The sequence below is a fragment of the Paenibacillus sp. FSL P4-0127 genome (assembly GCF_038007325.1).
Lineage (GTDB): Bacteria > Bacillota > Bacilli > Paenibacillales > Paenibacillaceae > Fontibacillus > Fontibacillus macerans.
The window spans coordinates 133,122-153,349 of sequence record NZ_JBBOWY010000001.1; the positions used below are offsets into that span (position 1 = coordinate 133,122).

A 20,228-nucleotide genomic window follows, 5' to 3' on the forward strand; every position below is an offset into this window, starting at 1 on the left:
AAATTTATGTCGCTATTTTCCCCGGTCGCAAGGAAATGCATGCGTTCTAGTGCATTCTTAGGAAAATAAGGACAAAAAGTACCGCTAAGTTGGATCCACATGCCTGGCTCCGGATAATAAGAACATAAATTTCCGCTATTTTTAACGGCACAGCCGGCGACGGGCCGCTATCGTCGTTCCAGAGGCTGACGGCCGGCAGCTTTGTCATTCCTGCAGCCAACGGCGGGATCGTCTTCATCGTGCAGCAGCCGGCTGCAAACCGGCGATTTCCAGTGGGCCGAGCCCCCTTTCAACAGACAAAAAACACCACAGCAAAGAGGTCTTCTCTCTACTGTGGTATGCCCATATAACTGATATTAGTTCTCCCCAAGCTCCCCGCCGCTGGGGTAAATCATCACCTTGACGCTGGTTTCTTTGTTCGTCCTTGCCAGTTCAACCGCGTTTTTGATGTCGCTCAGCGGGAATTTGTGCGTAATGATTTTGCGGATATCCTGCTTGGCACGGCTTAAAATCTCGATAGCGGCCGGGTACGTATTGGCGTAGCGGAAAACGCCGGACACATCAAGCTCGGCGTCGATCAACGCCCCGATATCGACGGGCACGGCATCTTTGGCCGGCAAGCCGATCAGGACGATCCTCCCCCCGCGCTTCGCGAACCGGATGGTGTCGGCGATGGCGCCGGGATTCCCGGAGGTCTCGATGATCAGATCGAAGCCTTCTCCCCCGGTCAAGGGCGCCAGCCGCTCCTCCAAGCCCCCCGGGGCAGACGGATCAAACGCCTCCTGAGCTCCCATATCCAAAGCCAGCTTACGGCGAAACTCCACCACGTCGCTGCCGAAAACCTGAGAGGCGCCGAACATTTTAGCCGCCTCCAGCGCCAGCAGCCCGATGGGGCCTAGCCCGAGGACCAGCACCCGGTCGTATGGCTGAATCCGCCCCCGCTTTACGGCATGGAACCCGACCGACAAAGGCTCGAGCAGCGCCCCTTCCTCGAAGGACATCTCCGCCGGCAGCGGAAACAAAAAATCGCTGCGGACGGTCGCGTATTCGGCCCAGGCCCCGTCCACCGGCGGGGTGGCCATAAACGCCACCTCCGGGCAAAGATTGTAGCGCCCGCTTTTGCAATACGCGCATTTCCCGCAAGTGACGCCCGGCTCAACGGCGACCCGGTCGCCCACGCGAACATTGGTCACCCGCTCGCCCGTCTCCACCACCACGCCGGCCAACTCGTGACCCAAGACCAGCGGCTGCTTCACTTCATAGCGGCCGATCCGCCCATGCTCGTAATAATGCACGTCCGAGCCGCAAATCCCGATACAGTACACCTTGATCAAAGCTTCATCCGGTCCCGGCTTGGGAACGTGAATCTCCCGCACCTCCAGCTTAAACGGCGCATCCAGCACGGCAGCCTTCATCATCTTCTCCATCACTCGCAATCCCTCCTAAATGGAAGCTAGTTTAACTATCGCTCCAGCCGAAACACAACCGCTTCATAAGGATGCATCGTGAACCTGCTCTGCTTTCGGTCCGGACGGTCCGGGTAATTGGACAGTACAACCTCCCGTTTAAAACCTGCAAACTCCGGCGGAACGGTAAATTCCGGAGCATTGCCGTAGAAGTTCAACACGATCAGGAACGCCCGTCCTTCAAATGTGCGCGAATAGACGAAAATTTCCGGGTGCTCGTCCAGCCAGCCGTCGTATCTTCCGTAGATCAGCGCTTCGTTTTCCTTACGCAGGCAAATCAGTGCTTTGTAATAATTCAGGACTGAATCCGCTTCCTGAAGCTGCCGTTTTACGTTGATTTCGTGGTAATTGGGGTTAATGTTGATCCAAGGCACGCCGGTTGTAAACCCGCCAAACAGCGAATCATCCCATTGCATCGGCGTGCGGGCGTTGTCGCGGGCCCGGAAAGCGATCCTGCGCATCGTTTCCTCGACGTCTTTGCCGTCCATCAAGCGCTCACGGTAGAAGTTGTAGATTTCCACATCGCGGTAATCGGTCAGTTCCTTAAACACGACGTTGGTCATGCCGATTTCCTGTCCTTGATAAATAAACGGCGTGCCTTGCATCAGCATAAAAAAGGTCGCCAGCATCTTGGCGGATTCCTTCGGGTAGTTCTCGGGATCGCCAAAACGGGAGACGGAACGCGGCTGATCGTGATTTTCCAGGTAGAGCGCGTTCCATCCGATGCCCTCCAGCCCCGTCTGCCACTTCCCCATGATTCTCTTCAGCTTCGCCATCTCCCAAGGCCCGAAATCCCAGCGGCCTTCCGGACCGAAATCGAGATTGGCGTGTTCAAACTGGAAGATCATGTTGAAAGCCCCGTTCTCTTCGCCGATCCAGCGGTCGGCTTCGGAAATCGGCGCGCCGCTAGCTTCCCCCCACCGTCATAATATCGTAGTCGGCAAAAGCTTCGCGCTTGAATAGCTGCAGGAAATCATGGATTCCTTCCACATTGCGGTGCCCGTCCATAGCATCCACATACCGCAGCTTGTGCGGGTTGGGCATGTCCGGCAGCCCCGGCAGCTTCTTAATGTGCGTGATCGCGTCGACCCTGAACCCATCGATACCCTTGTCCAGCCACCAGCGGATCATGTTGACCAGTTCCTGCCGGACTTGGGGATTTTCCATGTTCAGATCCGGCTGTCTCCGGGAATACAGATGCAGGAAATATTGTCCGGTCGTCTCGTCGTATTCCCAGGCCGAACCGTTAAACATCGATTCCCAGTTGTTCGGCTCGCCCCCGTCCTTGCCGTCCCGCCAAATATAATAGTCGCGCTTCGGGTTGTTGCGGGAAGAACGGGATTCGATAAACCACGGATGCTCGTCCGAGGTATGGTTCAGCACCAGGTCCATAATAACTTTCATCCCACGCTCATGGATACCGGACAACAGCCGGTCAAAATCCTCCATCGTGCCGAATTCGTCCATAATGTCCTGATAATCGCTAATATCATAACCGTTATCGTCATTGGGCGATTTATAGATCGGACAAATCCAGATAACATCAATCCCCAGCTCTTGCAAATAATCCAGCTTGGAGATGATGCCGGGAATGTCGCCGACGCCATCGCCGTTCGAATCCATGAAGCTCCGCGGATAAATTTGATACGCGACCGCTTCTTTCCACCATACTTTTCGCATTTTTGGTTCCCCCCATAACATCTTTATCCAATATTCAGAACGCGTTTGCGAGGAACTGGTCAACCTCCGAAGCTTCGGGCATCCCGTTTTGGGCCCCGAATTTGGTGACCGCCAGCGCCGAGGCGGCGACGGCGTATTCGGCCGCCTCCTTTAGCCCCAAGCCTTTGGCGATGGACACCGCAAGCGCCGCGTTAAAGCAATCCCCGGCTCCCGTCGTGTCCGAGACTTCCATCTTTCTGCCGGGAATATGGAACGTATGGCCGGACGCATTCATGTGCACCACGCCGTCCGCCCCAAGCGTAACCATAATGGAGGGAAGCCCTTTATCAATCATCCTCCGCATGGCGGCATAAAGCGCAGAGAAATCGGTTGCTTTCAAAATCTCCGGCATGCCCGCCAAAATGGACAGTTCCTGGCGGTTTGGCGTTAACAAATGCAGCATCGGGTAAATTTCTTCCGGCAATGGCTGGGCCGGAGCCGGATTCAGGATGATTTTCTTCCCCCTACCATGCGCATATTTAATACTTGCCACCACCGTGTCCAGCGGAATCTCCAGTTGCAGCAGGACAACATCCGCCCGGTCGATATGCGACTTGCGCTGTTCGATATCGGACCAGGTGATTTTTCCGTTCGCCCCAGGGATGACCACAATCCGATTGTCCCGGTCGTGGACCCAGATCGAGGCGATCCCCGTCTTCTCCTCCGGCATCACGTTCAGCGCCTGAACAATGGAATACTGTTTTAATTCCTGCAGCATCTGCTCGCCAAAGCGATCTTTTCCCACCGCACCTATAAAAGAAGTTTCCATGCCGAGCCGGGAAGCCGCCACGGCCTGATTCGCCCCTTTTCCTCCGGGCAGAAGCTTGACCCCGGCGCCCATGATCGTCTCTCCTTTTTCGGGAAGAACCGGGGTCTCTATGACAATATCCATATTCATACTGCCGATCACGACAATATTTGGATTTTGCGTGCCTGTCATTGCTACTCACTATCCCTTCGCGTTGAATCCCTGATGTTTAATGACACGTTGATCTCGATGACCTCGGCGTCGAATTTCGTATCCCGGGCTTCAATCTGTTGTACCAGCGTGCGCGCCGCCTTTTCCCCCATTTCGTAAATGGGCTGAGCGACGGTCGTCAGCTCGGGTTCGATCATTTCGGCCAGCTTAATGCCGTCGAATCCACATACGGCGATGTCCTCCGGCACCTTCACACCCTTCCGGTGAAGCGCCTTAAGCGCGCCGATTGCCATAAAATCGTTGCCGGCAAAAATGCCGTCAATGTCGGGATGCCGCAGCAGCAGCGTTTCGACCGCCTGCATCCCGCCCTCCAGTTGAAAGTGGCCGGGCGCCATTAATGAAGGGGTGTACCAAGAAAAAGATTTAACATAGTCTTCGTAACCGTTTAACCGTTCCTGGGCGGTGACGATTTCCTGTGGACCATAGATGTGGGCGATCTTTTTGCAGCCTATGTCAAGCAGATGCTTTACGGCAAGCTGAGCTCCCTCGTAGTTGTTGCAGCGGATTAACGTGCATTTTTCCGTATCGGACGAACGGTCCAGCACTACCACGGGAATATTGTCCCGGCGAAGCTTGTTCAGTTCCTCCTGCGTCAGATAATTGGAGGCATAGATGATCCCGTCGATGCGCCGCTTGCGCAGCGCCTCCAGATAGCTTTTTTCCTTAAAGTCACGGTTGTCGGAATTGCAGAAGAACACGGTGTAACCCCGCTGCTGGCAAATATCCTCCACGGCCCGGGCCAGTTCGGAAAAAAACGGGTTTGTAATATCAGGCAAAATTAGAGCAATCGTAGGCATGCTGCGATCCGCCAACCGGCGGAATATCAGCGGCTCGTACTCGAGCCGCTCCATAGCATCCATTATCCGCTGTTCCGCCTGCTTGCTGACATATCCATTTTGATTAATCATGCGGGATACCGTTGCAATCGATACTCCCGCCAGTTCCGCCACATCTTTGATCGTCGCCAAGTTTCAACACCACCACATAGTTTCTATATATATTTACAGCAAATTTACAGTAAAGGCTTTACTTGATAGGATGAATAGGCCGTACGGCTTCCTCCGTCATTGCCGAAGCCGATGGCGCCGCGCAAATAAGGCGCGTCTTCATCGCGATACTGAATCGCCGGGCTTCCGTCGACCGAAACCTCGATCAGGGAGCCCCGCACGCTGACTTCCAGTTCATATTCCAATCCATGCTTCCAAGGGAACGCTTGGGATTGCAGCGTTCGGTAGCCTTCGAAGTTTTTGTACAAAGCAATCGTTTGCCCTGGTGCCAGTCCGACAACGTACCCCCGCATCGCTCCCTGCACGCGGAACAGGATGGAATGCTGCTCGCCTTTGAGCGGTTTCAGCTTGACCCGGAACCGGTAATCGTCCCACAAATGCGAACCCGTATAGCATTCGGCCGGTTCGAATCCGTGGCCGCCGGCCAGCCGGCCTTCCTCCAATCTCCATATCCCCCGCAGGTAAGTCATCTGCGACACCGTCTGGTGCAGAGCGTTCCATTTCTCCATGCGCTGGGAGGCAAAATCGACGGCATAATCCGCAGACCCATACACTTTGAACTCGTCCAGGAACCATTTCAAGGAAAAAGACTTCTCCCGCAGGCTGGAATCTCCGCTCACTGTGTACTCCATACCGACCTTGCCAATCACCGCGTTCTCGGCATACGGAATTTGGTAGCCGATCCGCTGCCATTCCCCATTCAAAATGAGCGGGGCACTGTACAGGCGACGTCCGGTGAAAACGTCCTCCGCAAACAAGCGCACATGGAGTCCGGTGCCTACCGTCTCATCGAGCTTGAGCCACGCTTCCACGGTCTGTCCGGGATATACGGTCGGTGAGATGTCCGGATCGTAGCGGCTGTCGTCGAAATCGCTCGGCGAGCCGTACGTCAGGAAAAACACGTCGAAAGTCGTTCCGGTAAACACCGAAGGCGCCGTAAGCTGCAAGGATCGCCGTCCTTTGTAAGCCTCGCGGTCCGTATTGGCGAGCAGAATCCGCTCATTCCCGCGGTATTTCCATTCCAGTGCATGCGTGGAGCCAGGCAGTTCAAAATGCAGATAATGGACGCTGTCGTCCCGCAAAATCTCCTCCCATTCCGGGATCGGCCCCCCGTTTAACTTGCTGGCCAACTTGGCCGTATCGGCGGTGATTTGCGGGATCGTCTGCAAATTCAAGCTGCCCAAAATGCCGGAGCAGCAGACGAAATCGTTGATCGGGTCTTTCCACTTCGCCTCGATTCCGCCGGGGCCGTTCAGAACGCCAAGAATCGTTCCCACATTCCCCACATTGCAGTCCGTATCCCACCCGCACATATTGCAGATATTGATCGTCCGGCTGAAGTCGCCCTGTCCGTACAATAAGGATAACACGATTACGGCCGCGTTAGGAATAATATGGCAGACCCCTTCATAATGCTGGTACCCGTATTTTTCCTGAACATAAGCAAACGCTTCACGCCAGTCCTCCGGATGCTCAAGGTGGAAGGCCATGACATCCTGCGCCATTCGCGCGTAATCGCTGGTTTCCTCAATGACGGATAATCCGTCGGCAAGGATCTCCTCCACCTTACCCTTCACAAACGCTGATGCGATGCAGGCGGCAATAAAACGCCCGCCGCGGATGCCGTCCCCGCCGTGCGTCACGCTCGACATCATCCCCGCAAGCTCCGCCGCTTTGAACGGATCACCCGGGCATACCAGCCCCCAGCAGTCCGAAAAAATCTGCCCGCCGATCTGCTCGGCCGCCGTTTTGCCGTTCTGCTCAATGGAACCGGACAGCGGAGCGGGAACGCCGTTTTTCAAATTCAGGTAAGCCGTATGCTCGGTCGAAACGCCGTAGCCTCCCCACCAGAAGAAGCCGTGCCCTTCCCCCGCGTAGTTACGCAGCGTATGGGCCATTTCCCGCTCCGTTAGCCGGTTCGGATCAAAGTCGGCCAACGCCCGCATAAAAAATACCGGACCATTGATATCATCATCCGCCGCAAAATGCTTGAATAAATAGGGATAGTCCGTAATTTCCCCGAAGGTTTGCCCGATCCGCTCGTAAGACCAGCCCTCGATATTGGCGCCATGCACCACGCCGATCACCTTGCCTAACCAGCCTCCATACAATTTTTCCATGTAGTCTTTAGGAAATGCCATCCGTATCACCCCGTTATTAGCTTTTAACAGCCCCGCCCGTTAAACCGGCGATAATTTGCTTTTGGAAAAAGACGTACACCAGCATGATTGGGATCACCGTCATGACGAACGATGCAAAGGCCAGATTGTAATTAAACGAATATTGCGATTTGAAGTTATATTGGAATAACGGAAGCGTCCAAAACGTTTCCGATTTGTTCAAAATCAGCAGCGGCAGCAGGAAGTCGTTCCAGATCCAAAAGGAATTGACGATAATCACCGTGGCGGTCAAAGGAGCCAGCAGCGGAAAAATGACCGAACGGTACGTTCTGAATTTGGAGCAGCCGTCCACCTCCGCCGCCTCTTCCAATTCTTTCGGAATCGTCGTACGAATGTAGCCAACATATAAGAATACGCCTTGCGTTAGCGCGTAAGTCACGTAAAGCAAAATCAGCCCGAAACGGTTCAGCAGGTCAAGCTCCGTCATCAGTCGGGTCACGGGCAGCATGATCACCTGGAAAGGAATGATAATTCCCATAATAAACAGAATGTACAATGTTTTGAAATACCATTTGTTCATATTGCGGCTGATGGCGTAGGCCGTAAGCGGCACAACCAGCAGGATCAACAAGATAGAAACCAGCGTAATCAAAACGGAGTTGGAGAAAAATTGAAAGAAATTATTGTTAAACAGCACTTCCTGGAAATTGCCCAAATACAGCTCCGATGGGAAAGCAAAAAAGTTTCTGGCGCTTTCCTTGCTTGTTTTGAATGCCGTGATCACCGTCAAATAGAGGGGCAGAAAAATGACAACCAAGCCGGCGGACAACAAAATATAGCTGACCGCGGACAATCGCTTTTCACTGCTGCCATTCATCATGCATTCACCTCCAGTCTGCTCATGGAGCGGATTTGTACGATCGATACGATGGCAATGATAACAAACAAGACAATTGCCAGCGAACTCGCGTAACTGAATTTAAATTCCTGAAAGGCAAAATTATAGACGAGCAATCCTACGCTCTCCGTTGTTCTGCCTGGTCCCCCTCCCGTCATCGCCATAATGTAATCAAAAGCGGTGAGCCCGCTTTTGGCCGAGAGGATCACGACGATATTTAAGGTTGGGATCAGAAATGGAATGACGACGGAGCGGAACCGCTGCCAAGGGGTGGCGCCATCAAGGCTGGCCGCTTCGAGCAAATCCTTGGGCACGCTCTGCAGAGCCGCCAGGAACAGCAGCGTCGGAATGGCCAAGCCTTGCCACAGGCTGACGAACAACAAGCCGAAGAAGGCCAAATCCGGATTGGACAGCAAATTCCGCGATAGCATGTCCGAGCCGACGGCTTTGCCAAAAGCCGGAAGGGCCTGGGAGAACAACTGGTTGAAAATCAAGCCGACGGTAATCATGCTGAGTACGGCCGGAAAAAAATACGTCGTCCGGTAAAACGATTGGAAGCGGCGAACGCGATTGAGCAGCAAAGCGATCACTACGGCAAGCACCACGGTCAGGACGATCAGGCCCAGTGCATATTTAAAGGTAAAGCCTAGGCTGCTCAGAATCCGGTCATCCTGAACCAGCCGCACATAGTTGTCCACCCCAATGAAATGACTCGTCTTGCTCAGCCCGTCCCAATCGCTCAGACTGTACAAAAATCCGTTCACCATCGGGTAAAGGAAGAAAACGGCGTACAACAGAAGCGCCGGCAGTGTAAACAAGTAATGGGCATATCTGTTGAATGTTTTCATCACAATCCCCCTCTTTTCAAAAATAAATGTGGAAACCGGAGAGAATGATGCATTCATCCTCTCCAGTCCGCCTTTATCTTACTTGCCAAACTCCTGGTTGATCCACTTGAGCAAGGCGTCCTTGTCTTTCATGATCAGATACGCGGAGGTTTCTGTGCCCCAGCTGGAATCGAGGCCCGCCTTCCAGTTAAAGTGAAGCCATGGATAATAACGCCCGTCCTCCGTAATCAGCTTTGTGACATCCTCCGTTTGCGGAGCGTCCGCTTTGACGCCCGTGATGGTGGAAGGGGACTTCTCATTGTCCGCCAAATATTGCGCCGTCTGCTGATCGGCCATAAACTTCACGAACTTTTTGGCTTCTTCCGGGTGTTCCGTGGAAGCGGAGATCGCCAGCGCGTAATCGATGCCGCCTACGACAGCCCCGTTACCGCCTTCATTCGGAATAGGGAACATCTTGTATGCATCTTCCATGCCGGCTTGTTCGATCACCGGGACAGCCCAAATGCCTTGCGGAAGCATGAGCGCTTGTCCCGTGGCAAACAGATTTACGGCATCCGGATAATCCGCCCCTGCAGCGTCAGGCTGGCTGTTGTCGCGAATAAAATCCATTTGCGCTATTAGCTTCTGAACGCCGGGATCATCTGCCGCCTTGACCGAAGCGTCCTGGAAAAATCCGTTGGCCGCTTCATAGCCCACGGCATTGGTCAGCAGCGCTTCGGTGAGATGGCCCGCGGACCAGGCCGCCTTAAAGCTGGTGGCAAACGGGATAGCGCCCTTCTCCTTAATCGCAGCCGCAGTTTGTTCCAGTTCCGCCCAGGTTGCCGGTACCTTCAAGCCGAGCTCGGCAAATTTACCGGCATTGTAAAAAATGCCGTAAGCGTTTACTGTAAGCGGCGCGCTGTAGTCTTTGCCGTTCACTTTGACGCCGTCCAAAAATTGCGGATTGATGTTCGCAAGCACATCGCTGCCGGTCAAATCCATAAAGTAATCGGACTCGGCTTGCGTTTTGAAATCGGATTCATTCGGAAATATGGACATGATATCGGGCGCATCGCTGCTGGCCAGCCGGTTGTACAACACTTTTCGCGAATCCGGAACCTGCACCTGATTGACTTTAATGTTCGGGTTCTCCGCCTCGAAATTGGCGATGATCTGGTTCAGATAGTCCTTGACTTCGGACTTCTGGTTGAAGATTTCCAGCGTCACCTGCTCCCCCGAACCTTGTTTTGCGTTTGCGCCTTCACTTGCGCCTCCGCCGGACGACTTGCCTCCGCAACCCGCCACGACAAGCATCAGAGCCAGCATCGAAATCCCCAATATTTTCTTTGTTTTCATATAGAGCCCCCCCTGTTCATTTAAGCAATCTTTGCAAAAACAGTTGAATGAAAGCTTCGCTTTTTACCTCTACGGCAGCCAGCACATTGGTCTCCATCGGCCTCTCGAAGAATACGTCTCTGTGTTCGATCGTCATCCCCCTTGTAAACTCCCCCTTGCACTCTATGGAAATCTTTTTTGGCGCAAGGTCCAACAAATCCGGATGACTAAGATAAGCAACCGTCAATGGATCATGCAGGATAGGGAGATGTTTCGACGAATCCATCCACATCGTTATCAGGCGCGACAAAAAATCGGTTTCCATTCTCCCCGCGCGCTTGATCCGATCCACATCGGCCTGGGTTAACCGACACTGCAGGGTGACGTCGAGGCCGATCATCGTCAGCTTCAGCCCCGCATCAAAGACGATTCTCGCCGCTTCCGGATCACACACGATGTTCCACTCCGGGTAAAAAGCCGAGTGCATCCCGCCCATCATCACAATGTTGGCGCCCCGCATCACCTCGGGAGCTTTCATCACCGCGCAGGCCACGTTGGTCAGCGGGCCGATGGCGACAATCGTCAAGTCCGGGTCGCGCCGCACCTGATCGATCAGAAAATCCGCCGCATGCTGCTCGCAGTTGTGATCGATGTCCTTGTATTCCTCCGCCCACTGGCACGGAATGCTGGCGGTATCCGTCTTGTTGATTAACGGGCTGCCGATACCGGTCGCCACAGGAATGTCCAATCTCCCGTAAGCTTTGAGCAATTGCAGGGCCAACTTCGTACGCAGGCCGGTGTTTCTGTACACCGTCGTTAATCCGGCCAAGTCCAGTTCCGGGGAATTCAGAGCCAACACAATCGCCAGCGCGTCGTCGATATCGTCGCCGATATCCGTGTCTATGACGATCCGTCTTATCCTTACCACCTCTTTCATAGGATTCAAAAAGCGAGCAAGACGGAAAATCTACCATACAAAATGATAATAATATGTAAATTTTACATCATTCCTGGCTTTTTATAGCGTTATCATAGCAAATGAAAGCGTTTCTATCAAGCTATTTTTATTTATATTTTTTCATTATATTCTTTGAAAATCTCGTAAACCCATATAATATAAGGGTTTATTGCACTATGACTTACCATTGCAAACTCCTCATTACACTATGTAAATTTTACACATTCCATAAAATTAAGAAAACCGCCTGACGGCGTCCTTTAATGGCTCTGACTTCTACTTTGGAGCGATTGGTGGCTCTTCCTAAACTTTGGACGCTGCTCTAACGGACACCAGCGACCTTATCCGCCCATTTCCCGGGTATTTCCAAGGCTAACGGACACAGGCGGCCCTATTTCGCTTTAAACCTGTTCATCCAGGCCGATGGGGTAAATAAGGGCTTCTGTGTCCGTTACATTTTGCAATCCTCCGTTTTTCATCAAATAACGGCTCTGGTGTCCCTTAGCCCCCTGATTCCTCTTCTCCCGCCTCTCTACCTGCGCATCGCCCTGTACCATGCCCAAACTTTTATAAATTCTACAAGGCCAAAAAGCCCGGATCCAAGATCCGGGCGGCAACGCTGTAAAGATTCAATTTTGTGGCGGAGATGTCTCCGGTTCAAAAATCCGCCTTAACTGCCCGCATTCGTCACGCAGCTCGTCAAGCTGCTCAAGGTAATACAGCAGCGCTTTGATGACGATGTTTTGGTTTAAGGAGTCCTTTGACTCTGTTTTGATTTGGGCAATGGCCTGAAGGTAATCTTGCTTTTCGGAATCGCTCAGGGATGCGTGATCTTGGATGATCGACTCCATTCTGCGATACACCTGCTGAAGCTGACGCGATCTCATCACCGGCGTAACGTCCTCCGGCCAGCAGTTCATGATCCAGGAAGGTGTCTCAAACAACAGCGGCATATCCGGTTTTTTGAACTTCAGCCCTTCGACCACTACACCGACCAAGTATTCAATATAAACCGCTAACTTACGGTTTTGGTCATGGGACAGATTCGGACCGCACACCCGGGTGTACACAAACATGATGCTGACCGCGATAAATGACACGTCCACGGCAAATCCGTCCATTTGCTCGCCGTACAGATCGACAATACTGTCCTGCAACCATGTAAATACTTTACGTTCAACCGTCATCACTGCGTTTTGGATGTGTTCATTTTCAAAAAAATGTTGCGATGGATCCAGAAAAAAGTCGAGATAAGTGTGATATTTAAAAATATCTTCCAGATAAATCAGGCATAACTCAATGATCCGGTCGCTTTTCGATAAATCCACTTTGCGATAGAGCCGCTGGACCTGTTCCTCCAGCTCCTCGGTAAAAATCTCAAGCACTTCCAGCAGCAGATCCTCTTTACTGGGAAAATACTTGTAAAACGACGGCTTGGTCATTCCGCTTGCCTTGGCAATTTCATCGATCGTCGTTAAAACAAACCCTTTCTCCTGAAAGAGTTGAAACGCCGCGTCAATGATCGCTGTTTTCTTACTCACACCGTATGATCCTTTCTTCAGGGATTGATCTGCGAAAAAACGCACTCCGTAAAAGACCTGCCCGCTAAACGAGCGGACTGCTTACATGGTCAGCGGGTTATTCGGACCTTCCGGAAGATGGCCCGAAGGTTCCCCCGGTCCGGCATCCCGTTTTGCTTTCCGCTTCTGGCGTTTTTCTTTATACAAGGCTACCACCATATACAAAGACGGAACGACGATCAAAGTGAGCAACGTCGAAAACATCAGCCCGAAAATAATCGTATAGGCCATCGGCCGGAACAGGATGCTTCCCGTAAGGGCCAGCGGCAACAAACCGATGATGGCGGTCAGCGAGGTCAGCAGGATCGGCCGGAAACGCGCCGAGGTCGCTCCGATGATCGCTTCCTTAAGCTCTACGCCTTCGCGGCGCGCATCCTCGATAAATTCGATGAGTACGATCCCGTTACGCACGACGATCCCCGCCAGGGAGATAATCCCCATGATGCTCATGAAGCCGATCGACGAGCCGGAAATAAAGATGCCGATGACTCCGCCCGCCGCAGCCAGATATACCGTCGTCATAATGATGACCGGCGCCGACAGCGAGTAGAACTGCACCGTAATCAGCAGCAGAATCAAGAAGATGACGATAATGAACAAGCTGCCCAAATCCGCGAAAATCTCGGCCTGATCGGACGTTTCGCCGCCAAGCGTCCAAGTGTAGCCCTCCGGAAAATGCATGTCGCCGAGCAGAGCGCTAATTTCCGCATTAAGCTCCGTTGCGGTTTTGCCGCCTGTCGCATCAGCCTCCACCGTAACGGTACGCACCAGGTTGTAGTGCTGAATTTTCTGGATGGAGAACGACGGCTTTAATTCCGCGAGCTGCGACAACGGCACCTGCACGCCTTGGTCATTGGTTACGTTAATTTGTTGGAATAGATCGCTAGGGTTGCCGTTCTTGTTTTTCATATACAAATTGACATCGATGATTTGTTTCCCCGTGTCAAAATCGCCGATATCGAGGCCGTCGCCCATCAGCCTCAGCGTTTGGGTCAAGGTCTGGTAATCCACCTGATGCTGTTTCATAGCCTCTTCGTTAACGGCAAACTCCAGCGTATAGCTTTGGTTTCCAAAATTGTCTTTGATTCCCGAGGTGCCGTCCACCCGGGCAATTTTCTCCTTCACCTGCTGGGACAGGGTCTGGAGTTCAGCCAAATCCTCGCCCGAAATCCGCACGGATACGGCCGCTCCAACCGGAGTCCCAAGCCGCGGAATGTTCGTCGTGATGGTGGCCCCAGGGTGCTGTTTCTTCAATTTCTCCTGCCAGGATTGCACCGTCTTTTCCCAGTTATATTCCCCCTCTTTGCCGGCAACCGCGATTTGGCCGACCGTCGGCGAAGAGCTTACCATGTTCGTGATGTCCGAAAATAATTGCGGTGCCTTTCCGCCAACGCCGTAGCTGACCGTCTCCGCTTCCGGCTGCTTCAGCACCCACTCGGCGATACTTGACAGCACGCGATCCGTTTCCTGGAACGACGTTCCGACCGGCATTTCCACATTGATGTTCACGTTCGGATCTTCCGCCTGCGGAAACAGGTCGATCGGCGTCAGCAGCGCAAAACCAAACGAAGCCGTGCCGATCAACAGTCCGGTCAGCGCGGTAAGCAGAGGCCGCTTCAGCACCTTTGGAATCATTTTACCAGAATACCACTGCGTTGCGGTATGAATTTGTTTACCAAGCAAACCGGGCGGCTTTCCCTCGCCTTTTTTCGCTTGACGCTGGACTCTGCGCTTCTCATGCCATTCGCGGAAAATCGGGATGATCGTCAGCGACATCGCCATGGACGCCAACATGGAGCAGGAAATCACGATCGGAATCGGCTTGATGAAGGAGCCGACGTCGCCCGTAAGGAACAGCAGCGGCATAAAGGCAAAGATGGTCGACAACGTGGCCGTCAGAATCGAAATGGCAACCTCCTTCGCTCCTTTTACGGAAGCGTCGGACGGGCTTTCTCCGAGTTCGCTGAGCCGCCGCTCGATGTTATCGTTGACGACCACGGCGTCATCCACCAGAATCCCCAGAACGATAATCAGACCGACGATCGTGATTTCATTCAAGGTTACCCCGGCCAGCGGCAAGGCGATTAGCCCCAGCGCGATCGAGACCGGAATGGCCAAGGCTACAAAAGCCGCCGTCAGCAGATTCAGGCCGAGCATACAAACGATAATTACGGCGACGATCGCAATCAGCATCTCCCGGGTCAAATCATTAAACATTTTGTCCACGATTTCCAGTTGGGCAAATGCCGTCTTAAACATCACGTTTTTCGGCAGGCCTGCGGCCAAATCGCCAAGCTTCGCCGTAATGAGCTTATCCATCGAAGGCACGTCCGAGCCCGTCTGCGCGTTGACGTTGACCAGAATGGCGGGCTTCCCGTTATAATAAGGCAAATATTCCGGATCGCTGTACCCCAGCTTGGCTTCGCCGACGTCTTTTAAATAAACCGGGAACCCGTCTCGCGTTCTCGTGATCAAAACGTCATTCAGTTTCTTAACGTCATCCAGGCTTTTGACCATCAGCTGATAATTGCGGCTATCGTAACTCAGGTCGCCCAGCGGTACGCGCTCGTTCATCTTTTGTACGGCTTGAACGACCATTCCCCACGGAATTCCGTATTGCTGCAATTTCTGCGTATCGATCTGCACGGCGACTTCCCGGTCGGGAATCCCTTGGATTTCCACGCCGGCCACGCCTTTTACCGTCTGGATCTGGTCGCGCCATTCGATCATCGTATCGTTCAGCGTGTACAGGTCCTCCCGGTTATCAGCGTAAATCACATAGGAGCCGACAAAAGCGGAGGCCAGGTTATCATTGACGACCGGCTGATTTACGTCGTCCGGCAAATCGGCAGCGGCGTCCTGGACATTCTTGCGCAGCTCGTCCCAGGCCGCTTCGACGTCTGCGTCCGCGTAGGCCTCCACCGTAATGCTGGAATACCCGCTTCCCGAAGTCGAGATGATGTTCTCTACGCTATCCACCTTTTTGATCGCCTGTTCCAGCACCTTGGTGACGGATTGCTCCACCTTCTCCGGGGTCGCCCCCGGGTAAACCGTCGTCACCAGCGCGGTCTTCACCACTGCATCCGGCATATCCTGACGGGCCAGCCCCGTAAAGCTGTACACGCCGACTAAAATAAGCATAATGAAAAACAACAGGGTGATTTTGCGTTTTCTGACCAGAAAATTAATCATTGGCCGTGTCCTCCGCCGTTACAATGGAATCCCCGTCAAACAACCCTTCGGCTCCGGCGGTCACGACGACATCTCCCTCCTGCAAACCGGACAAAATCCGGAAGCGGTTTTCAATGATTTCATCCCCCAGTTCGACGGTCGTTTTCACCGCTTTTCCGCCCACGTCACGGAACACGTACGGCTCCTGGCCCTTGCTGATCACGGCTTCAGCCGGGACGAGGATCCCCTTTTGATCGGAAATTTGAAGCCCCGCCTTCACAACCTGTCCCGGGAACCAATCTTTGTTCGGGTTAAGAACGCTCACTTCCACGGAAATCGTGCCCGTCCCCGCATTGGTTTGCGGATAAACGCGGGTTACGGTTCCGGTCCGGGTTTCGTTCCCCAACGCCACATCAACCTTCTGCCCTTTCTTCCAAGCGGAAATTTCGCTGTCCGGAACCGGGAGCAGCACTTGCAGTTCGGCGGTCGACCCGATGACAAAAGCCGGGTTTCCCGCAGCGGCGGCCTGGCCGGACACAGCCATTTTTTCCAGTATTGTACCGGATACGGTAGCCGTCAATTTCGTTTTGGACAGGGCCAGCTCGGCCTGTTCCTGGCTGGCCAGCGCGTTTTGATACCCCGCCTCGGCTTGCGTTTTGGCGGCCAAGGCCGATTGCTTGCCGGACTGGGCTTGTTCAAGCGTGGCTTTGGCGGTTTTTAGCTGCTCAGCCGTCGCGCCGTCGGTCAACTCCTTCAGTTGCTGCTTTGCGCTGTCCAGTGTGTTCGTCGCATTTTTGAGCTGAAGTTGCGCTTGCTCGTAATCATTAAGCGAAATTAACCCTTGCCCATATAAATTTTGGTAACGCTCGGCATCGGTTTTTGCTTTGTTATAAGCATCTTCCGCTTGCTTCACCTGATTTTGGACTTGGGCTAGCTGCTCCTCGGACGCTCCCTTCCTCACTGCGGACAAATTAGCCTCGGCGCTTTGGATTTGCGCTTCGGCCTGAGCAAGCCCCGCCGCGGCGGCGCTGACTTGGCCCTTGGCCTGGGCTGCGCCGCTTTTGGCCTGTTCCACCCCAATCCGCGCCTGCGCGTCATCCAGCACGGCCAGGACATCTCCTTGTTTGACTTTGTCGCCAACCTCCACCAACGTCTGTTTGATTTCTCCGGATGCTTGGAACGTAACGGTCGCCGAATCTGCGGATTGCAGCGTGCCTGACAAGTCATAGACCGTGTTTAAAGGTTCTTGTTTCACCTTTACAACCTCAACGACTGCCGAGTCGGCGTTCGCTGCAGCGGTTTCTCCATTGCTTCCTGAAGAACATGCGGTTAAAGACAGCGTGAACATCGCCGCTATCGTTAGCCATAAGCAACGTCCTTTCATCTGAATATCCCCCTCCAATTTACTTATTGGTAATTTTTTTAACTCTAAAGTAACCCGCCGATTATGCGGTTGTCAAGCAATGCTCTGGTGATTGATTTTGTAGGCGGCAGTGTGTTAGGATGATCCTCAAAATATTGGAGTCAACTCTTTTTTTGGAGGGAAGATCATGTCTACGATTAAGGAGGTTTCGGCGGAGAGCGGTATTTCGCCCTATACGCTTCGTTACTATGAACGGGAAGGTATACTGCCGGGCGTTAAGCGCGATCCGAGCGGCAATCGGCTGTACGACGAAGAAAGTCTTGAATGGTTGAATTTTATTTTGGCGCTGCGGTCGACGGGCATGCCGCTTGCCAAAATTAAAGAATATGTGGATTTGTACCGGGAAGGCGAGAGCACGCTCAAAAAACGCAAACAAATGATGCTCGAGCATAAGAAAAAAGTAGAAAAGGATCTTGCGGAAACGTATAGATATTTGGAGCAAATCAACTACAAGCTGGCGTTGTACGACTTGCAGGAAAAGGGAGCATTTCTTAAGCTGCCCTGAAGCAGCCGCAGGCTCTTTGTGACAGGAAACCAAGCGTGTCCCCTTGCGGGGGCACGATTTTTTTGGAATCCATAGTTAGAGTTTAGTATAAGGTTATTTGGATTATTTTTCCTTTAAATTCTAACGGTTGTGAGCGCAAGCAAACGGACTGTTTCACCCAAATAAGCGTGCATGCAACCGTTATAAAAGAAACCTTCGTTTTTTCGGCCGAATAAGCGCTATGCCAACCGTTAGCAAAGAAATGCGCTGCATATCGACACTTGACTTATAGTTAACTCCACTTATTAATATAAACTCTGGGCCAGCAAAGTCTGGTTAAATCTTATCCAGGGAGGAAACACCTCATGAATGTAAAAGTAGCGATCATCACAGGCGCCAGCAGCGGAATGGGGGCGGCTACAGCCAAGCTCCTCGCCCAGCACGGGATCAAGGTCATGCTGGCTGCTCGCCGGGAAGAACGGTTGAAGCAATTGCAGACAGAAATCCGGGACGCCGGAGGCGAAGCCGGTTACAAGGTGACGGACGTCACCTCGCGCGCGGACGTTGAAGCATTGGCCGACGAAACGATTAAAACCTTCGGACAAATCGACATCATGATAAACAACGCGGGGATCATGCCGCTTTCTTTTTTCCGGAATTTAAAGGTTGACGAATGGGAGCGGATGATCGATGTAAACATTAAGGGCGTCATGTATGGGATGGCGGCCGTATACAAGCATATGGAGGAACGCAACGAGGGACATATTATTAATTTCTCGTCTATTGCAGGACATCTGACCTTCCCTTCCAGTTCCGTCTACAGTGCCACCAAACATGCGGTACGGGTGTTAACGGAGGGCATGCGGACCGAGCTGGCAGCGCATCAAAATATTCGGACAACCCTCATCTCCCCCGGCGCCGTTGAAACCGAGCTGTACGGCACTATTACCGACAATTCGATTTATCCGGAACTAGAGAAATTAGGAAGCAAAGAATGGCAGCAGCTTGACCCGAACGATATTGCCAAGACGGTGTTATTTGCCATTCAGCAACCGGCGAACGTGATGATCAACGAACTGATTGTCCGCCCTACATCGCAGAGCCTGTAAAAACGGCATAATCAAGAGGGGACGATTGCCAAAACCCCTATTCGGGTTTACACTAATGATAGAGGATACAAGACGAGTGAAGCACACTCGCGATGCGCTTATTAGGCGTTCGCGGTGTGCTTTTTTGTGTTTTCGGTTATCTCACCTCGTATAGAAAGGAAGAGTGATTTCATGAACGCCCATGCGCAAGAAGTACGTGAAAAACCGTTCGCACCGGATTATCGCAAAGACCACATCCCGCACGATGAAGCCTTTAAAAAGCTGCTGCAAACTTTTTTCGCCGAGTTTATTGCGCTGTTCTTCCCCGAGCTCGACAAACTGCTGGATCACCGCCAGACCCGCTTTCTTATGCAGGAGCAACTCGTTGACTTGGTCGGTGAAGAAGCGCGAACGCTCGACTTGCTGCTGGAAACAAAGTACATAACAACAGATGCTTTCATCCTTATTCATCTTGAGCCGCAATCGTATAAACAGCCGGATTTCCACGAGAGAATGTTTATCTACTTCAGCCGATTGTTCGAACGCCACCGGAAAGAACATAAGCTGATCATTCCGATTGCCGTATTTACCGGCGATAGTATGCATGATGAGCGAAACTCTCTTAGCATGGATATCCCCGGTCAGGAAATCCTGCATTTTCAATTTCTGAAAGTGGAATTGCAGAATCATCACTGGCGAAAATTTGTCGATTCCAACAACCCCGTTGCTGCTGCCTTACTGGCTAAAATGGGGTACAATAGAGGGGAAGAAAGAGAAATGCGCTTGGCGTATTTACGGATGATTTTACAACTAAGAAAAAGGTTAGACAGCGCAAGAATAAAGCTCATTATGTCCTTTGCCGACTTATACTTCGTGCCTGATCCGAAACAGGACGAAGCGATGCTCTATGAATTAACCAATCAATATCCGGAAGAGAGGGAAGCTATTATGGAACTTATGCCGGCCTGGATGCGCCTGGGGTATGAAAAAGGGCGGGAGGAAGGAGTTCAAACCGAACGGCAGAACATTGCTCTCAGGCTCATTGCCAAAGGATTTTCTTTGGAGGAAGTAGCCGAAACTATCAAATTGCCGATTGAGGAAGTACGGAAGTTAAAGAATTCCTGAACAAGCATATTTAAGTCTCTTTCCGCCAAATTTTAACGATATCTCGGG

14 protein-coding genes and 1 pseudogene are annotated in these 20,228 nt (G+C 52.5%); 3 read left to right on the forward strand and 12 right to left on the reverse strand.

Annotation, left to right across the window (positions count from 1 at the left end):
- Positions 1-356: 356 nt before the first annotated feature.
- The 12 genes and pseudogenes from NYE74_RS00450 to NYE74_RS00505 all read right to left on the reverse strand — a co-directional run bounded on the left by NYE74_RS00450 (position 357) and on the right by NYE74_RS00505 (position 17,444).
- A complete protein-coding gene (locus NYE74_RS00450; RefSeq protein WP_124332850.1) occupies positions 357-1,427 on the reverse strand; it encodes an NAD(P)-dependent alcohol dehydrogenase in 1,071 nt (356 codons plus the stop codon).
- A gap of 35 nt (positions 1,428-1,462) precedes the next feature.
- A pseudogene (locus tag NYE74_RS00455) lies at positions 1,463-3,146 on the reverse strand (glycoside hydrolase family 13 protein).
- A 34-nt stretch (positions 3,147-3,180) separates the two neighbouring features.
- Positions 3,181-4,125 carry a ribokinase gene (rbsK, locus tag NYE74_RS00460; RefSeq protein WP_036626662.1) on the reverse strand — a complete coding sequence of 315 codons (945 nt, stop codon included), beginning with the start codon at positions 4,123-4,125 and terminating at the stop codon, positions 3,181-3,183.
- Positions 4,126-4,127: 2 nt separating this feature from the next.
- Complete coding sequence (locus tag NYE74_RS00465; protein WP_036626664.1) at positions 4,128-5,132, reverse strand: LacI family DNA-binding transcriptional regulator; 1,005 nt, start codon at positions 5,130-5,132, stop codon at positions 4,128-4,130.
- A gap of 44 nt (positions 5,133-5,176) precedes the next feature.
- Complete coding sequence (locus NYE74_RS00470; RefSeq protein WP_036626665.1) at positions 5,177-7,312, reverse strand: ADP-ribosylglycohydrolase family protein; 2,136 nt, start codon at positions 7,310-7,312, stop codon at positions 5,177-5,179.
- A gap of 16 nt (positions 7,313-7,328) precedes the next feature.
- Complete coding sequence (locus NYE74_RS00475) at positions 7,329-8,171, reverse strand: carbohydrate ABC transporter permease (RefSeq protein WP_227872881.1); 843 nt, start codon at positions 8,169-8,171, stop codon at positions 7,329-7,331.
- Complete coding sequence (locus tag NYE74_RS00480; RefSeq protein WP_036626667.1) at positions 8,168-9,037, reverse strand: carbohydrate ABC transporter permease; 870 nt, start codon at positions 9,035-9,037, stop codon at positions 8,168-8,170. Before NYE74_RS00480 ends, NYE74_RS00475 begins: the two co-directional genes overlap by 4 nt.
- Before the next feature lie 78 nt (positions 9,038-9,115).
- The gene (locus tag NYE74_RS00485; protein WP_036626669.1) at positions 9,116-10,372 is read right to left on the reverse strand and encodes an extracellular solute-binding protein; all 1,257 of its coding nucleotides are present in this window, start codon (positions 10,370-10,372) and stop codon (positions 9,116-9,118) included.
- Between the two features lie 16 nt (positions 10,373-10,388).
- Complete coding sequence (locus tag NYE74_RS00490) at positions 10,389-11,279, reverse strand: nucleoside hydrolase (protein WP_164815248.1); 891 nt, start codon at positions 11,277-11,279, stop codon at positions 10,389-10,391.
- A gap of 659 nt (positions 11,280-11,938) precedes the next feature.
- Positions 11,939-12,850 carry a TetR/AcrR family transcriptional regulator gene (locus NYE74_RS00495; protein ID WP_036626671.1) on the reverse strand — a complete coding sequence of 304 codons (912 nt, stop codon included), beginning with the start codon at positions 12,848-12,850 and terminating at the stop codon, positions 11,939-11,941.
- 81 nt (positions 12,851-12,931) lie between these two features.
- Positions 12,932-16,081: an efflux RND transporter permease subunit gene (locus NYE74_RS00500; protein ID WP_341004542.1), complete on the reverse strand. Its 3,150-nt coding sequence runs from the start codon at positions 16,079-16,081 to the stop codon at positions 12,932-12,934.
- Complete coding sequence (locus tag NYE74_RS00505; RefSeq protein ID WP_036626673.1) at positions 16,074-17,444, reverse strand: efflux RND transporter periplasmic adaptor subunit; 1,371 nt, start codon at positions 17,442-17,444, stop codon at positions 16,074-16,076. Before NYE74_RS00505 ends, NYE74_RS00500 begins: the two co-directional genes overlap by 8 nt.
- A gap of 166 nt (positions 17,445-17,610) precedes the next feature.
- Between NYE74_RS00505 and NYE74_RS00510 the strand changes: the two genes are divergently transcribed.
- The 3 genes from NYE74_RS00510 (at position 17,611) to NYE74_RS00520 (ending at position 20,180) form a co-directional block, all read left to right on the forward strand.
- Positions 17,611-17,988 carry a MerR family transcriptional regulator gene (locus NYE74_RS00510; protein WP_036626674.1) on the forward strand — a complete coding sequence of 126 codons (378 nt, stop codon included), beginning with the start codon at positions 17,611-17,613 and terminating at the stop codon, positions 17,986-17,988.
- 344 nt (positions 17,989-18,332) lie between these two features.
- Entirely contained in the window at positions 18,333-19,076 is a 744-nt protein-coding gene (locus tag NYE74_RS00515) for an SDR family oxidoreductase (protein ID WP_036626677.1), read from the forward strand.
- 171 nt (positions 19,077-19,247) lie between these two features.
- Positions 19,248-20,180, forward strand: coding sequence for an Rpn family recombination-promoting nuclease/putative transposase (locus tag NYE74_RS00520; RefSeq protein ID WP_124332835.1), 933 nt, complete (start codon positions 19,248-19,250; stop codon positions 20,178-20,180).
- The last annotated feature ends 48 nt before the right edge of the window (positions 20,181-20,228 follow it).

Bases quoted from the DNA above. Each gene is read 5' to 3' on its own strand.
- NYE74_RS00450 (WP_124332850.1), bottom strand. From the start codon at position 1,427: ATGGAGAAGATGATGAAGGCTGCCGTGCTGGATGCGCCGTTTAAGCTG.
- rbsK (WP_036626662.1), bottom strand. From the start codon at position 4,125: ATGACAGGCACGCAAAATCCAAATATTGTCGTGATCGGCAGTATGAAT.
- NYE74_RS00470 (WP_036626665.1), bottom strand. From the start codon at position 7,312: ATGGCATTTCCTAAAGACTACATGGAAAAATTGTATGGAGGCTGGTTA.
- NYE74_RS00475 (WP_227872881.1), bottom strand. From the start codon at position 8,171: ATGATGAATGGCAGCAGTGAAAAGCGATTGTCCGCGGTCAGCTATATT.
- NYE74_RS00480 (WP_036626667.1), bottom strand. From the start codon at position 9,037: ATGAAAACATTCAACAGATATGCCCATTACTTGTTTACACTGCCGGCG.
- NYE74_RS00485 (WP_036626669.1), bottom strand. From the start codon at position 10,372: ATGAAAACAAAGAAAATATTGGGGATTTCGATGCTGGCTCTGATGCTT.
- NYE74_RS00500 (WP_341004542.1), bottom strand. From the start codon at position 16,081: ATGATTAATTTTCTGGTCAGAAAACGCAAAATCACCCTGTTGTTTTTC.
- NYE74_RS00505 (WP_036626673.1), bottom strand. From the start codon at position 17,444: ATGAAAGGACGTTGCTTATGGCTAACGATAGCGGCGATGTTCACGCTG.
- NYE74_RS00510 (WP_036626674.1), top strand. From the start codon at position 17,611: ATGTCTACGATTAAGGAGGTTTCGGCGGAGAGCGGTATTTCGCCCTAT.
- NYE74_RS00515 (WP_036626677.1), top strand. From the start codon at position 18,333: ATGAATGTAAAAGTAGCGATCATCACAGGCGCCAGCAGCGGAATGGGG.
- NYE74_RS00520 (WP_124332835.1), top strand. From the start codon at position 19,248: ATGAACGCCCATGCGCAAGAAGTACGTGAAAAACCGTTCGCACCGGAT.